We start from the raw sequence: 15,138 nt of genomic DNA on the forward strand, positions 1-15,138 counted from the left end.
ATTCGTGCGAGGGGTCACTTTTACGATTTCCTATACCACTCCACCTACCTGAAGGAACAAACTCCATGTCCACGAACGGTCATCGCCCCCGCAACATCTTCAACGCAGTTGCCTGCGCGGCAACGCTTGTGGCCAGTGTTGCCATCGCACAACCGCGGCCGGCCTCGGCGCCTGTGGCCGCAGCGGCGCCATCGGTGGCTTCGCCTACGCTCAACGCCATCAAGGCACGTGGCCAGCTCATTTGCGGCGTCGGCGGTGATCGCCCCGGCTTCGGCTTCCCCGACGCACGCGGCGTGATGCGCGGCTTCGATGCAGACGTGTGTCGATCCATCGCGGCGGCGATCTTCGGCAATCCGGACAAGGTTCGCTTCGTCTCTCTGACCAGCCTGACGCGCTTCCCGTCGCTTCAGTCCGGCGAAGTCGACATCGTGGCTCGCTTCACCACCTGGACGCTGACCCGCGAAGCGCAGCTTGGCTTGGAAGTGCCGGCAATCCACTTCTATGACGGTCAGGGCTTTCTTGTAAAGAAAAAGGACGGCATCAAGAGCGCGCATGATCTCGGCGGCGCCTCAGTGTGTTTCCAGCCCGGCTCCACCGGCGAAGTGAATGCCGCCGACTTTTTCCGCGCAAACAAGCTCGAGATGAAGCCGGTCGTCATCGAGAAGATGGAGCAAATGCGCGACGCTATCGTGAGCGGCCGTTGCGACGCCTATACAAACGACACCGCGCAACTTGCTTCTTTCAAGGCATCCATCGGTAGCGCTGGCAACGACTACCAGGTCCTGCCCGAAATCATCTCCAAGGAGCCGCTGGGAGCTTTCATCCGCAAGGGTGACCAGCGCTTCTTTGACATCGTTCGCTGGACCCACGCGGCCATGCTGAACGCCGAAGAATTCGGCATGACAGCCGCCAACATTGACAAGTTCAGGAACAACTCGAATCCGGCTATCCAGCGCTTCATGGGTGAGACCGGCGACCTCGGCGCCGCGCTCGGCCTCGACGCGCAATGGGCAGTGAACGTCGTGAAGGGCGTTGGCAACTATGCTGAGATCTACGAGCGCAGCATCGCGCCCCTGGGCCTGCCGCGCGGCCTGAATCGTCTACTGAAGGACGGCGGCATCCAGTACGCCGCGCCGATGCGCTAGTCGCGCTGATGTCGCCGGCTCAAATCGAGCCGGCGAATCCCTTTCCCCTAGTCAATGTTTAAGCCCGCCATCTGGTCGGGATGGCGAAACTCCAATGTCCTCAAACAGATTGTCCCGCTCCAAGGTCCCCATGCGTCGGGTCGTATGGCAAGTGCTCGCTGCGCTGATCGTGATCGGCGTTTTCAGCTGGCTGATCGGTAATGCACAGGCGAATCTCGGCGCACGTAATGTTGCCTCAGGATTCGGCTTTCTGCAACGCGAAGCAGGGCTTCCCATTGCGGAGCACCTGATCCCTTACACCCCGGCAGATAGCTATTTGCGTGCGCTGGTCGTGGGCATGCTCAACACGCTCTGGGTTGCGTTTTGGGGCATCGTGCTCGCCACAATCCTGGGCACCGTAATCGGAGTTGCCCGCCTATCGAAGAACTGGCTGCTCGCAAAGCTGATGTCGGCTTACGTCGAGTTCTTCCGCGATCTGCCCCTGCTGTTGCAACTGTTCCTCTGGTACGCCCTTCTTCAGGGTCTGCCGCCGGTTCGCCAAGCGATCCACCCCATCGCGGGCGTCTACCTGTCCAACCGCGGCTTGAGCTTCCCGGTTCTCGACTGGCAAACGGCCCACAGCTGGACGCTCCTCGCTTTCATCCTTGGTTTGATTGCCACTGTGATCTCCGCAAAGCGAGCCACTCGCAAGTCACTGGACGATGGGCGCCAACGCGCCACTTGGCCGACCGCGGTCCTGCTCATGGCGGTCATGCCCGCCACGGTCGTGATTACGCTGGGCGCTCCGTTCGCCTTGGACATGCCTAGCCCACGGAGTTTCAACATCCGTGGCGGCGTCACCGTCTCGCCAGAATTCTTCGCGCTGTTGTTTGGTCTGGTGATCTACAACGCGGCATTCATTGCCGAAATTGTTCGTTCCGGCATCCAGTCGGTTAGTCATGGACAGATAGAAGCATCCCGCGCCCTTGGCTTGAAATCATCAAACACGTTGAAATGGATCGTTTTTCCGCAGGCACTCCGAGTGATCGTTCCGCCGCTAACGAGCCAATACCTCAACCTGGCCAAGCAATCCTCCCTGGCCGTTGCCATTGGCTACCAGGACATCGTCTCCATCGCCACCACGGCGATGAACCAGAACGGTCAAGCGGTGGAACTTGTGGCAATCATCATGGGCGTCTACCTCACGATCAGTCTCTCGATCAGCGCGCTGATGAACCACTACAACGCCCGTATTGCACTAGTGGAGCGCTAACGTGACCATCCTATCCGTGAAACACTCTGTCCATTCCAGCACCACCGTCATGCGTACACCCCCGGTGCAGGAACGCAGCGGCCCGATTGCGTGGCTGCGCCAAAACCTCTTCTATTCGTGGATATCGACGCTGACGACGATCGTCCTTCTGGTTGTGCTGGCGAAGTTCTCTGCATTCGTTTTCCAGTGGGGAGTCGTCAACGCGATCTGGAGTGTCCCAACAGGTTCGCAGGGGCCTAACAGCGACGCCTGCAAGGCCGTTCAAGGCAGCGGCGCATGCTGGGCCGTCATCACGGACAAGTATCGCTTCATGCTCTTCGGCATGTACCCCTTCGAGGAACAGTGGAGAGCCTTGATCGTCGTCTTGCTGTTCATTGGTCTCTACGTCATGTCCGGAATGAAGCGCTTTTGGCGACCCGCCTTGGCCGGTGTGTGGACACTGGCGCTTATGGCCATTGGCTTACTCATGTGGGGCGGAGTTTTCGGCCTGCAGTTCGTGCCGCAGACGCAATGGGGCGGCTTGGCATTGACTCTGATTCTGGCGACGGTTGGCGTTGCAGTGGCTTTCCCGCTGGCGATTCTGGTGGCACTGGGACGCCGTTCGAAGCTGCCGTTTATCCGATGGATCTGCGTCGCATATGTCGAGATGATTCGCGGCGTTCCACTGATCACGCTGCTGTTCATGGCGAGTGTGATGTTCCCGCTCCTGATGCCAGAAGGCGTCAACCTGGACAAGCTCTTGCGCGCTCAGGTTGCCATCATTCTCTTTTTTGGCGCCTATCTCGCCGAGGTCATCCGCGGCGGCTTGCAGGCGCTGCCGAAGGGACAGTACGAAGCGGCGCATGCGTTGGGTCTCTCCTACTGGTCGACGAACCGCAAGATCATCCTCCCACAAGCGTTGCAGCTCGTCATTCCGCCGCTCGTCAACAACTTCATTGGCTTCTTCAAGGACACGTCGCTGGTGCTCGTCATCGGTCTCTATGACTTGCTCGCGGCCTCGCGCGCTGCGATCGGCGAGCCCGCTTGGCAGGGCTTTGCGGTCGAAACGTACATATTCGTAGGCTTCATCTACTTCGCGTTCTGCTTTGCCATGTCCAAGTACAGCCAGAAGCTTGAAGTCCACCTCAATCAGCATAGAAAGCGCTAAACCTATGACTATCGCAACGACAGTAGCACCGGCCGCTCGCCAGCAAGGCGTCGCAGTCTCGATGCAGAAGATCAACAAATGGTACGGCGCGATGCACGTGCTGCGCGACGTCAACCTTGACGTGGCGACTGGCGAACGCGTCGTGGTTTGCGGTCCGTCCGGTTCGGGTAAATCGACCCTTATCCGGTGCATCAACCAGCTTGAAGAGCATCACGAAGGCCAGATCGTCGTGGACGGCATCAGCCTCGACAGCGACGCAAAGAACCTCGATGCCGTTCGCTGCGAAGTAGGGATGGTCTTCCAGAGCTTCAACCTCTTCCCGCACTTGACGGTGCTGGAGAACTGTACTTTGGCGCCCATGCTGGTCCGGCATGTGCCCCGCCGGGAAGCTGAATCGCTGGCAAGGTCATACCTGGAGCGCGTGCGGATTCCAGACCAGGCCAGCAAATATCCGGGGCAGCTCTCCGGTGGCCAACAGCAGCGTGTTGCGATCGCACGAGCCTTGTGCATGAAACCGAAGATCATGCTTTTCGACGAGCCGACCTCCGCGCTCGATCCCGAGATGGTTAAGGAAGTACTCGACACGATGGTTTCCCTCGCGAAGGACGGCATGACGATGATCTGCGTAACGCACGAAATGGGCTTCGCTCGCGAAGTCGCAGACCGCGTAGTCTTCATGGACCGCGGCGAGATCGTCGAGTCCGGAAGTCCTGACGAAATGTTCAGCACCCCGAAGTCGGACCGCCTGCGGACTTTCCTCGGTCAAGTCCTGCGCAATCAATAATCGATCACGCTACGATGCCAGACGCTTATCACCTCCTCCTATTCGTGCTGGCCGGCTGGCTGCTGAACGTCACCCCAGGGCCTGACGTCCTGTACATCGTCACGAACTCGCTACGAGGCGGCTGGAAGTCTGGCGTTGTCGCTGGTCTTGGCATCACAGCTGGCTGCTTTGTGCACATCTTTGCTGCTGCGTTGGGAATGGGCGCACTTCTGGCGGCCTCTGAGACTGCCTTCACTGTCTTGAAATGGATCGGCGCTGCGTACCTGTTGTGGATCGGCGGGAAGATCTTGCTTGCGCGTGCAGCACCGGCGACAACAGACCTTCAAGCGGTTGCTCTATCGCGGCCTCTTCCCAGTTCAAAAGAGATTTTTCTCGGCGGCTTCTGGACCAACGTCCTCAATCCGAAGGTCGTGCTGTTCTTCCTGGCTTTCCTGCCCCAGTTCATCAGCCCGGAAACGACAGGAAAGACCAGTGCGTTCCTTGCTCTTGGTGTACTTTTCAATGTGAACAGCATCCCGGTCAACGCGGGCTGGGCGATCGCGGCTGCGTGGATGGCCAGAAGACCTGTCGTTCAACGCGGAATGCACTGGCTCGACAAGCTTGCTGGCTCGATGTTCATCGTCTTTGGGGTCAGGCTTGCACTGGTCGATCGACCCGGCGCCTAGCTACCTCAAGGAAAAAAGCGTGCTGCACGTGGGACCTGAGCGTTGCGATCGTGCGAACACAACGTGCAGCCACAGTGGTCCTGCACATCGCACAGATGTTGTGTTTTCCAGCCTCAAATTGCGCCAAGCAACACAGCTTCAAATCTTAGGATTGCAGCATCACACACGGAACAACCAAATGCTCATTACCAACACGCGTGCTACGCGCGAAACGTACCCCAATGATCTGCGTTCAATCATGTCTGTCGACAATGCTGAGCAAAGCAGGAAGTGGCTCTCGACATGGGGTGGCATCTATCCAGGGTCAACACCGCTCTACGCGCTGGACGGACTTGCCACTGCACTGGGCGTGGGACAGATTCTCGTGAAGGATGAATCGGTTCGTTCCGAACTTGGCAGCTTCAAGGCACTCGGTGCGCCGATCGCATTGGTTAGGTTAATTCTCCGCCTGTGGCCAAACGACGGCCTGGATCCGCAGGCGCTACTTTCCGGCGCCTACAAGACAAAATTCAGCGACTTCACGGTTATCAGTGCGACGGATGGGAATCACGGCAAAGGCTTGGCTGCGGCAGCGCAGAGTGCAGGTTGCCGCTGCGTGATCGTGCTGCATGCCAACGTCAGCGCCGAGCGGGAAGCGGCTATCGCGGCCTATGGCGCAGATATCGTTCGCATCCAGGGCAATTACGACGAGTCGGTGGAGGAGGCCGCGCGCCTGGCTCGTGAGAATGCCTGGCATGTCGTCTCGGATACGTCATATGACGGCTATGAAGAGATCCCGCGTGATGTGATGCAGGGATACGGCACCATCGCAGCCGAAATCGTTGAAGGGTCGGCGCGGTCGAAATCGCCCGTGACCCATGTCTTTCTGCAAGGTGGTGTGGGCGGACTCGCCGCCGGCATCGTCAGCTATTTCTGGGAAACCTACGGCACCCGCCGTCCGACGGCAATCATCGTTGAGCCCGAGCAGGCGGACTGTCTTTTCCAGAGCGCCCTCAGCGGTGTTGCAGCAAAGGCCACCGGTTCCGTGGACTCCGTGATGGCGGGCCTGGCTTGCGGTGAAACCTCGCCACTGGCCTGGCGCTTCCTGGTATCAAGTGTTGACTACTTCATGACCGTGAAGGATGAGGATGCGGTTCAAGCCATGCAGGTGCTGGCCAAGGGCAATGAAAGTGACCTCCCCATCGTTTCCGGGGAATCTGGCGCCGCTGGTCTGGCCGGCCTGATCCAGCTGATGCGCGATCCCAAGCTCGCACGGCAAGCTGGACTGGACCACTCGTCCACGGTGCTGCTGATTAGCACAGAAGGTGCAACTGCACCGGCGGTTTATGAGCAACTGGTGGGCGAATCCGGCTTGGGCGTGCTGGCGCGGCAAAAAGAGTTTCTCGATCGCAGAGCGAGCCACTACGCGTAACCGGTTTCAACATAAAAGTAAACATGAACACCAGCGCCGCCACACGTGAAGCCGCAATCGCCAGCGCCGTCGAAACCTACGACTCAGGCCGATTCCTGACGGACCTTGACCGCCGTGTCGCCTATCGGACCGAGAGCCAGGAACCGTCCCAGGCGAAACACCTTCACGCCTATCTCGAAAAGGAAATTTCGCCACTGCTCCATCGGCTGGGATTCGAGACGAAGCTTGTGCCCAACCCGAGCGACATCGACGCGCCGGTTCTCCTTGCCAGTCGCATTGAGGACATAAACCTCCCGACGGTCGTCACCTACGGGCACGGCGACGTGGTCCGCGGTTACGACGACCAGTGGCACAAAGGCCTGGAGCCGTGGAAGATCGTGGTCGATGGCGATCGCTGGTACGGCCGCGGCATTGCTGACAACAAGGGGCAGCACTCCGTGAATTTGGCCGCGCTCGAGGCTGTTATGAACGCGCGAGGTGGCAAGCTCGGATTCAACCTCAAGATCATCATGGAGACCGGCGAAGAAGTGGACTCCCCCGGACTAAACCAAATCTGCGGAGCAGAACGCGACTTTCTAAGTGGCGACGTCTTCCTGGCCTCGGACGGACCTCGAGTGTCGGCTGAGCGACCCACAGTTTTTCTTGGGTCGCGCGGCGAGCTGAATTTCGATCTGGAGCTTGATCTGCGAAGTGGTGGGCACCACTCCGGGAACTGGGGCGGCGCGCTGCGCAACCCCGCAGTTGTCCTATCGCACGCGATTGCCAGCATGGTGGACGTCAACGGCCGCATCCTCGTCAAGGGGCTCATGCCGCCTCCAATTTCTGCAGCTGTCCGTGAGGCGTTGTCGGACATCGAACTCGGCCGGGACAGTAGCGCTCCCGAAGTGGACATCGACTGGGGTGAGCCCGGCCTGACACCTGCTGAAAGAGTGCTGGGCTGGAACGCGCTGGAAGTGCTGGCATTCAAATCGGGCAATCCTGACGCGCCCGTCAACGCGATTCCTCCGACAGCGCGTGCGCATTGCCAGTTGCGCTTTGTGGTGGGAACCGACTGGGAGAACGCCCAGAACTATCTCGATGAGCACCTCGCCAGGAACGGCATCAAGCATGTGAATGTCATTGTCAAGCCTGCGGTCACGGCGACCCGCCTGGACCTTGACGACCCTTGGGTCAAGTGGACGCTCGATTCGATTCGTAAGACCACGGGCAAGAAGCCTGCACTGCTGCCGAACCTCGGCGGCACCGTGCCCAACGAAATCTTCGCGAACACGCTCGGCCTTCCCACGGTTTGGGTTCCACATTCCTACCCGGCGTGTTCGCAGCACGCGCCCAATGAGCATTTCCTGGGCTCCGTTGCCCGCGAATCGCTGGCGCTGATGGCGGGCCTCTGGTGGGATCTTGGGGAAACGGCTTTGAATGTGATCTCCGCACGGAAGCGTGCAGGTACTGGCTCCGCCTGACTTCACTCCATCGAACGCCTAGCGCTCATCCGTGAAGTTGCCCCCTTTTCGCGGACACCTTCCGTACGGTAGAAGTCGAAGTGCCCAAATCAAAGCGGCCATACCCGGCGGACCAACATGGGACGCTATGTCCAAAGACATCAGCACCAAATTAATTCACCAAGATTACCAGGTCCCCAGTGGATACGAGGCCGTTCCCCCGGGGGTTTCCAAGGGGTCGACCGTGCTATCCCCAAGCGTAGCGGACGTCCGCCAGCGTCTCCGTGCATTTGGCCACCGCGACGGCTACAGCTATGGCCTTTACGGTACACCCACGACAGATACCCTCGAGCAACGTCTGTGCACGCTTGAAGGTGGCCGTCATTGCCTGCGAGGACCCAGTGGCCAGGCGGCAATCACCGTGGTCAATCTTGGATTTTGACGGCGGGCGATGATGTGCTTCTTCCCACGAATGTGTGCCAAATGGCATCTGTCGAATTTGCTCGGCAGCTCATGCGGTAGGTAGACTGCCAGTTTCTGTCAAAGGCAAGTTGCGCTGGAAAGTTCGGGCGGCGGATTAGATAGAGATGCCTCTCTGTGTACTGAACTGCCAGGTGACGGATGATCCTCGAACCACAGCGGACGCGGTCTGACCTAGCCGCTGTTCGACCACCGGCCGCCACGGCACCAAGCTAAAGCCCAGCCCCTCATTCAATATGGCAAAGCGGCCGCTAGCCAACTGAATCGAACGACTGTAAACGCCGCTCACAGAATGGCCATCACGTAGCGGCCGGTACGCTAGTCCGGTTTGCTGGTGGAGCGCCTTGCCAACTGCAGCCAGCTCACGATGTTTCAAGGTGGCCAGCAGGTTTCGCGCGAAAACTACTCGCTGGTCATGCCGTTCGGCCAAGCCCCGTTCCGCAAGGAAATCGACACGGTCGCGCATTGCATCGCGTGCTTCAACCCCAAAGCCTTGTCCGCCCACGGCCGAGTCGCCGCCCAACAACTGCCTATCCAGCCAGGTGGCGCCCATGGTGCGCACTTGCTGTTCAATGGAGAGATGCGACCGCAGCTCGATCACCAGCCCATTATTTTTCTGTATGTCATGCGTTCGAGCTTTCTCCAGAAGGTCCGGCGGCACTTTCCAGACGCCATCAGCGATGCGCTCAACAATGCCGGCGCGGCGCAGCGCTTCGAGCCGGCGCACGTGTGCATCGACAGTGGCCTGCGGGTCGGAATCGCGAGCTTGCTTCAGTTTCACCACGTGGTCGGCTGCCTTGTAGAGGCCGTCTCTGGCGATGGTTGCGATGTGGCGGTCCACCGGCTTCTCCTGATCGGGGACTCTAGCCTCCACGATGCCATTCATAGGCAGTTCTGCGAGGTCGGCACCGGGTGGCAGCTTCAGGTAGTGCGCCCGTCCGTCAATGCCATCGACCACCAAGTAGCTGCGGTCGTGCAGTTCGTCGGCCAGCCCCTTGCCCGCGATCCGACCGATGACAGAGGAGGTTGGACGATCATCGATCACACATTCCCGCCGCTGGCCCTTGAGCGCACGGCGTACCGTCTCCAGCGCATCCTCGCGCTGGCCCATGGCGTTAAGTGTGGCCGCCATCTCGGGCTGGAGCTTCCAGTGGTTCGCGTCAATCCTCTCGACCAGGCCCATGCCTTCGAGACGCTGCAGCCGTGCCCGGAGTACGCTCTGGCGCTGCTGGTCTTGCGGGGTAGCCGTCAGGTCGATGCCATCGGCGCCAGCTTGCCGGATCAGCGCCCGATCCAAGCTGGTGAGTCGCTGCTGGTTGACCTCCCGCAGCAGGCTCTGACGGATTTCCGCCTCGGTGCGCGGCCCCAGCCGTTCGGTCGCGATCTCGCTGGCGCGCAAGCGCATGCCGTGCGCCATGTAGTCAGGGGCGATCACAAGATCTTCCCGGCCGCTGGCAGGCCCGCCCGTGTGGCCGTTCAGCACGATGTGCGTGTGCGGGTTGTCTGTGTCCCAATGGTCCACGGCCACCCAGTCAAGTCGGGTCTCGAGGTCGATCTCCATGCGGCGCATGAGCTGACGAGTGAAGCCCTTCAGGTCTTCCAGCTCTAGGCCGTCCTCGGCCGAGACGATGAAGCGGAACTGGTGGCGGTCGCTCTGCCCGCGTTCCTGAAAGGCCTTGAGGTCGGCCGCATCGGCGTCGGCGCCGTAGGCCTGGCCCTTCTGTCCATTGCGTGTAACGCCGTCGCGCTCGATGTAGCGCAGGTGTACGGCCACAGAGTTCGGGCTGGCACGCCGCAGCACGACGAAGCGGGACTTAATGACCACACGCCGCGCATTCGGCCCCAGACGCTGGCCGGCCAGGGAGGCCGCGACGCGGCCACGGCCGAACGTGTTGGCGGATCTGCCAAGGCCCTTGCCGGAGGGCTTTGCGCCGGTCTTCGACATCTGCTTGAGAACCTGTGAAACGAAGCGCTGCGAGCGCGGCCCGCCCCGCGACTTCGGTGCCGCGGGCTTGACCCGAAAGCGATCCTCGTCATTGCCAGCCATGAAGACTCCAGCGCACAGTGGCGCAGCGCATCGGAAACGGCACGCGGCAGACGCCACTGCCATGCGGATTCCAGTCTCTGCGCGGCACGCGCAAGACCCCTTGCGGTGCCGCCGCAAACCCACGTGCAGACTGGCCTGGAGGGGCGCGACGTGCCACCCCTTTTATCTGGCCCTCCGTCTCCGCCTTCCGCATCCGCTCCCGGCTCCGACCTGCCGCCAGCCGCGCACCGGGTGCGCAGCGCTGCTCGAGGGGCAGCAGCGATGCAGCGCGAGCTGCACGCTGGCGGCGGGCTCCCTGCACGATGGAATGAAGCGCGGGCGCATGCTCGGCTGCATTCCAGTGGCATGTTGCGTGATGCGATAAGGCAGACTTCATGGCGCGTTCCAGGTCCACAGCGGCCGCGCGATGCCGAGCACGGCGAAGACGGAGATGGGGCCAAAGTAGCGGCTGTCGAACGACGCCGGGTTAGTGTCGCTGAGCAGGAACAGTTCGCCGCTGGCGAGGGGGCGGCAATGCTGCCAAGAGTGCAGTGGCCGGCGCGCGCCGTCATGGGTGAGTGCGGTCGTCGCCACTGCGCCATCAATCAGCACGACCTGTTCTCGAACGCACACCGACTGCGGTGAAATGGCGCCGATACGCTTGAGGATCGGAACACCGCTCGGCAGGTAGCGGCGTTGTGCTGCGAAGGCCGCCACGTCGATAGGAAGCCGGGCGAGCACGATGCTGCCGACGTGCAGCGCAGCTGCGCTGTCGATGCTGCCGACCTGGTACCAGCCGCGCGGCACACTGTCCGTCGGGTTGTAGACCAGGAATACACGTTCCTGCACCGACATCGGCATGAAGGCCGGCGCGCACAGCGCAGCCAGGCCGATGCCCATGCCGGCAAGAAGTACCCGCCGGCTCATCGCAGCGCCCCGCGCGCAACATGCGCCGCATGGCGCTCGCTGGTGTACTCCGGCAACGACTGGCGCGCAGCCAGCCGGTTGCCGACGGTCTGCCAGTATGTGGAGGCAACCATAGCCGGTTCGATGCCCAGCGCTTCGACGGCGTCGATCCTTTCGAGCACTGACTTGACCTGCTGTTCGCCATCGGCGCGCAGCAGGATGCGCGCGCCCGGCACCACGCCGGCGATGCGCTGTGCACCATCGAACGGCATCGGTGCTTGCAGGACCGTGAGCTGCCAGAGCGCCGTGCCGTAGTCGTTGCCGATCCATTTGACGCGACAGCACACCGCATTGGGCTCGAAGATTGCCACGCGCCGCCATCGGTCGAGCACCGTCTCGCGCACCGGCTGGCCGAAGCGCAGCCAGACGTTCACGCGATGCTCGACGAAGGCGAGCGAGACGCGCATAGGGGTAGGCTGTGGCGGCAGCGCTGCGTGAGGCCAGGTCTGCGCGCCAATGGGCGACGGCTGCGTCATGACTGGCCTCCACCGTATTCGCACTCCAGCAGCGCGCGCAGCATCTCGGCCGCAGTGACGCCTCGTTCGAAGGCGATCACCTTGATGCGGCCCCGCAGCGCCGGCGTCACGTCGATGGTGAGGCGCGCGGTGAAGATCGACGCCTTCGCGACGTTCTCCGGTGCATCGGCCTGGCGCACCCAGGTCGATGCCGGGTCAGCGGCAGGTTTGCGGCCGATGGATGCCCGCTTCGGCGTTGAGGATGACGATGGACCCGTCATCGCAGCATCTCCTGCACTGCCTGCGCCAGTGCCGCGATCTCGCGCGCGGCGGCGCACTTCGGCGCGGCCTCGCATGCGAGCCGGCCGGCGGCCACGCTATCGGCGAACACGATGCGCTGCGAGACTTCGGTCTGCAGCGCGGCAAACGGTTGGTCGGCCAGGGCGGCGCGCGCTTCGCGGCCGATCACCGTGCCGACCACACGCCGGTTGATCACGAAGGCCGCGCGAAGCTGCGGCCTGAACACCCGGGCTTCGGCGATGAGCGTCACCATCTCGTGGCTGGCCCACACGTCGTAGGCGCTGGGCTGGACCGGGATCAGCACCAGGTCGGCGGCCAGCAGCGCGGAGCGCGCAAGGGCCGCAACGCGGGGCGGCCCATCGATCACCACGTAATCCGCCTCTCGGGCGATCTGCGGCGCCTCCTGGTGCAAGGAGTCCCGCGCCAGCCCGAACACGCCGTAGAGCCTTCCCTGGCCGTTCTGAAGGCGCCGCTGCGCCCAGTCAAGGGCCGAGCCCTGCGGATCGGCATCGAGTAGCGTCACGCGGCTCCCTGACATCGCCAGTTCGCCGGCCAGGTGCGTGGCGAGCGTCGTCTTGCCCGCACCGCCTTTCTGGTTGAGCAATGCGATCACCTTGCCGGGCCGGGTTTGTCTTCCTGGCAAGCGGTCTTCGGATGTTCGGACTGCCTCCCACGAGGCGCTGCCCGCTTTTTGGGCAGCTTCGGTTCGCGCGCGCGTGACTTCCATTTATGTATCCCTTTAGATGTTTAGGGAGGCCCGAAACCGTTGCTGGGCGCGGGTTGCGGGCGGTTTTGCGCCGGTGATCCACCGATGTTTGCGCCGGCGATCACCCGAGTCGCGCGCCGGTGATCCACCGAGCCCGTCCCCATGAAATCCACAGGTTCTTCAACAGAAGCTGTGGATAAGTCCCGGTCGACACGAACAGTGGATAAGTCGGTCTTCGGGCAGTTGTCGATGCAAGGGTGAAAGGCGAACCACTCGATTCCGCCGGTACGTTCGACGGACAAGCGGTAGCCCGGAAGCGCCTGGCGCAGTGCGAGACCGCGCACGTGCGCGGCGAAGTCGCGCGAGCGCTGGAGCGCGCCGGACTTCAAGTACAGATGCCGCATCTCGAAGCGCCAGCCATTCGGCTGCCGCCCGCCGTGCTTCCGCACGAGCCGGTACAGCCAGCGTTCGATGCCGCCTGAGAGCCGGAAATACGTGGGATCAAGCGTGAGCACGAGCGCTTCTTCCATCACGCCGGTGAAGAACCAGTCGGCCAGGATCAGCTCGATGCCCTCCGAGCGCCCATCCGGGCGGATGTACTCCTTCCACTCGTTGATCCATGAGAAGCGGTGCACCCGCTTGCCACCGTTCGGGCGCTCGCGCTGACGCAGCGTGGTCGCGACGGTGGTGGACTGCAGGCGGTCCAGCGCGGCGCGCAGCGCGAGGTAGTCGCTGCGCCCGGTGCCCCGCTGCGCAAAGCGCAGGATCTCGTAGGGCGTAGCCACCATCAGCCGCGAAGGCGGGATGCCTTGTTTCTTGGCCTGGATGATCTGGCTGGCAGCCCAGATCAGCACGTCGGCGTCCCAGATGGTGGCGATGCCGTGCTCGGGCACACCCTCTACGGTGAGCGAGATGCCACCGGCCTCGAAGCGGATCGGCACGATGCGCGGCGTCTTGGCCAGCGAGAAGAAGGGGTAGGCCATCAGGTCCTGCGCATCACGCAGCGCCATGCCGTCGTGCGGCAGCGCGCGGAACAGCGAGAGCTGTTCGCGTTCGCTCATGCGCTTGGACATACGGCGTTGCCCAAGGTAGGTCAGCGGACGGAGTCGCGCTGCACGTAGCCCGGATCCGAGGTCATGCCGTAGGTGTGGCTGTCAGCCCAAGCGCGCAGATCGGCGGCGGCGTAGACCACGCGCGCCCCGAATTTGCGAAAGCGCGGACCCCCGCCGAGCACCCGCTGCTTCTCCAGCGTCCGCGGCGACAGCCGCAGGAAGGCGCCGGCTTCGTCGGTGGTCAGGAACTCGGGATTGGGCGGCGCAGCCGGAACCGCAGCAGGCTGCGGCGCAGCCGCTGCGGTCGTGCGGTGAGGAAACGAACTGCCAACTGCCATGACGGACTCCATCGCTGTCGATGGGCCGCAAACCATTCGCGGCCCGATGGAGGCAGTCTCGGGAATCAGGCCCGATCAAGGCAGGGAGAGATTCAGCGCACCGGCTCGTCTCCGGGGTGGTCTGCTGTGGTGTGCGGCACGCCGGCGAGAGCTAAATAGCCGCCGGTCACGTATCCCTGCGCACGCCGCAGCAGGTGGCGCACCTGCGCGCGCAGTTCGCCATCCTCGTGCCAGCGCAGGACGACGGCTTCGAGGCCGAACAAGGCTTGGGCGATGTCCCGGTGCGATGCGCCCGCCTGCGCGGCATCGAGCGCCTGCAGAGCGCGCAGATGCAGCAGCGCGGCGCGGGTGACCGCCCGCGCAGGATCGACCCGGGGTGCATGACCTTCCAGGGCCTGTGCCTGCGCATGGAAGGCATCGAGCTGGCCGCGCAGGCGCGGCGTCAGCGGCGCGGCACCCGTGTACACCGCGCCGTCTGCGAGGGCCCCTGACAGCGACAAGCGCATGCGCTGGGCGTTGAGGTCGGCAGTCAGCGCCAAGTCGGGGCCGTCAAGCGCTAGGCGCTTGCGGCCGGGGATGCGCCACAGGTCGAATCGGCGAGCTACTGCATTGTTGGCGTGCGCAGCACGCACATGCAGCAAGCCGTCAGAGGACGACAGCCAGAGTGGCTGTGCGTTGCGACCATCCATGTCCGGATCTTCGGCGCTGTCGCAACCCCCAGCGTGCGAAAGACACTACGCGCTCGCGGCATGTCCAATCCGTGCGGTAGCCTGGATTGCGGCGCAAGTATTCCCAGGCGAGGGCTGGGTTGTCGAGGTCGAGCACGTAGAGGTAGGCGGCAGAGATGCCCCATGGCGCGCCGGGCAGATCTTCGAGATTAGGGTTGGTCACAGAGTCCTCCTTTGGAAGAGGAACGCTGCCACAGGGAATGAGGCGCGAGGTCGCTTTCGAGGCGACGCTGGATCGCGCAAA

The 15,138-nt window shown here is 62.6% G+C and carries 16 protein-coding genes and 1 pseudogene; 8 read left to right on the forward strand and 9 right to left on the reverse strand.

Going from position 1 to position 15,138, the window contains the following annotated elements:
- Positions 1 to 65 precede the first annotated feature (65 nt).
- The 8 genes from QTI05_RS25150 to QTI05_RS27890 all read left to right on the forward strand — a co-directional run bounded on the left by QTI05_RS25150 (position 66) and on the right by QTI05_RS27890 (position 8,285).
- A complete protein-coding gene (locus tag QTI05_RS25150) occupies positions 66 to 1,145 on the forward strand; it encodes an amino acid ABC transporter substrate-binding protein (RefSeq protein ID WP_286539764.1) in 1,080 nt (359 codons plus the stop codon).
- A gap of 94 nt (positions 1,146 to 1,239) precedes the next feature.
- Complete coding sequence (locus tag QTI05_RS25155) at positions 1,240 to 2,397, forward strand: amino acid ABC transporter permease (protein ID WP_444812962.1); 1,158 nt, start codon at positions 1,240 to 1,242, stop codon at positions 2,395 to 2,397.
- 49 nt (positions 2,398 to 2,446) lie between these two features.
- Positions 2,447 to 3,544: an amino acid ABC transporter permease gene (locus tag QTI05_RS25160; protein ID WP_286541425.1), complete on the forward strand. Its 1,098-nt coding sequence runs from the start codon at positions 2,447 to 2,449 to the stop codon at positions 3,542 to 3,544.
- Positions 3,545 to 3,548: 4 nt separating this feature from the next.
- A complete protein-coding gene (locus QTI05_RS25165) occupies positions 3,549 to 4,328 on the forward strand; it encodes an amino acid ABC transporter ATP-binding protein (protein WP_436411625.1) in 780 nt (259 codons plus the stop codon).
- Between the two features lie 14 nt (positions 4,329 to 4,342).
- Positions 4,343 to 4,993, forward strand: a complete 651-nt coding sequence (locus tag QTI05_RS25170) for a LysE family translocator (RefSeq protein ID WP_286539768.1) — start codon at positions 4,343 to 4,345, stop codon at positions 4,991 to 4,993.
- Positions 4,994 to 5,171: 178 nt separating this feature from the next.
- The gene (locus tag QTI05_RS25175; protein WP_286539769.1) at positions 5,172 to 6,404 is read left to right on the forward strand and encodes a diaminopropionate ammonia-lyase; all 1,233 of its coding nucleotides are present in this window, start codon (positions 5,172 to 5,174) and stop codon (positions 6,402 to 6,404) included.
- Between the two features lie 23 nt (positions 6,405 to 6,427).
- Positions 6,428 to 7,864, forward strand: a complete 1,437-nt coding sequence (locus QTI05_RS25180) for a M20 family metallopeptidase (protein ID WP_286539770.1) — start codon at positions 6,428 to 6,430, stop codon at positions 7,862 to 7,864.
- A gap of 127 nt (positions 7,865 to 7,991) precedes the next feature.
- Positions 7,992 to 8,285, forward strand: a complete 294-nt coding sequence (locus QTI05_RS27890; protein ID WP_353505970.1) for a PLP-dependent transferase — start codon at positions 7,992 to 7,994, stop codon at positions 8,283 to 8,285.
- A 135-nt stretch (positions 8,286 to 8,420) separates the two neighbouring features.
- Here the strand turns inward: QTI05_RS27890 and QTI05_RS25185 are convergent, their stop codons facing one another.
- From QTI05_RS25185 to QTI05_RS27895, 9 genes and pseudogenes are all read right to left on the reverse strand, one after another.
- Positions 8,421 to 10,370 carry a DUF3363 domain-containing protein gene (locus QTI05_RS25185; protein ID WP_286621158.1) on the reverse strand — a complete coding sequence of 650 codons (1,950 nt, stop codon included), beginning with the start codon at positions 10,368 to 10,370 and terminating at the stop codon, positions 8,421 to 8,423.
- A gap of 372 nt (positions 10,371 to 10,742) precedes the next feature.
- The gene (locus QTI05_RS25190) at positions 10,743 to 11,249 is read right to left on the reverse strand and encodes a S26 family signal peptidase (protein ID WP_286539775.1); all 507 of its coding nucleotides are present in this window, start codon (positions 11,247 to 11,249) and stop codon (positions 10,743 to 10,745) included.
- A 23-nt stretch (positions 11,250 to 11,272) separates the two neighbouring features.
- Entirely contained in the window at positions 11,273 to 11,791 is a 519-nt protein-coding gene (locus tag QTI05_RS25195; protein ID WP_444812963.1) for a DUF2840 domain-containing protein, read from the reverse strand.
- Complete coding sequence (locus tag QTI05_RS25200; protein ID WP_286621165.1) at positions 11,788 to 12,051, reverse strand: ribbon-helix-helix protein; 264 nt, start codon at positions 12,049 to 12,051, stop codon at positions 11,788 to 11,790. The genes QTI05_RS25195 and QTI05_RS25200 overlap by 4 nt, the downstream gene beginning before the upstream one ends.
- Positions 12,048 to 12,797: a ParA family partition ATPase gene (parA, locus tag QTI05_RS25205; RefSeq protein ID WP_286539778.1), complete on the reverse strand. Its 750-nt coding sequence runs from the start codon at positions 12,795 to 12,797 to the stop codon at positions 12,048 to 12,050. Before parA ends, QTI05_RS25200 begins: the two co-directional genes overlap by 4 nt.
- Before the next feature lie 233 nt (positions 12,798 to 13,030).
- Positions 13,031 to 13,849, reverse strand: a pseudogene (locus tag QTI05_RS25210) (replication initiator protein A); the annotation flags it as partial.
- A 20-nt stretch (positions 13,850 to 13,869) separates the two neighbouring features.
- A complete protein-coding gene (locus tag QTI05_RS25215; protein ID WP_286539780.1) occupies positions 13,870 to 14,166 on the reverse strand; it encodes a helix-turn-helix transcriptional regulator in 297 nt (98 codons plus the stop codon).
- A 92-nt stretch (positions 14,167 to 14,258) separates the two neighbouring features.
- Positions 14,259 to 14,855: a DNA -binding domain-containing protein gene (locus tag QTI05_RS25220; protein ID WP_286539782.1), complete on the reverse strand. Its 597-nt coding sequence runs from the start codon at positions 14,853 to 14,855 to the stop codon at positions 14,259 to 14,261.
- Positions 14,812 to 15,057, reverse strand: coding sequence for a transcriptional regulator domain-containing protein (locus QTI05_RS27895; protein ID WP_338053085.1), 246 nt, complete (start codon positions 15,055 to 15,057; stop codon positions 14,812 to 14,814). The genes QTI05_RS25220 and QTI05_RS27895 overlap by 44 nt, the downstream gene beginning before the upstream one ends.
- Positions 15,058 to 15,138: the final 81 nt, after the last annotated feature.

The organism is Variovorax fucosicus (assembly GCF_030316825.1).
GTDB lineage: Bacteria > Pseudomonadota > Gammaproteobacteria > Burkholderiales > Burkholderiaceae_C > Variovorax > Variovorax fucosicus.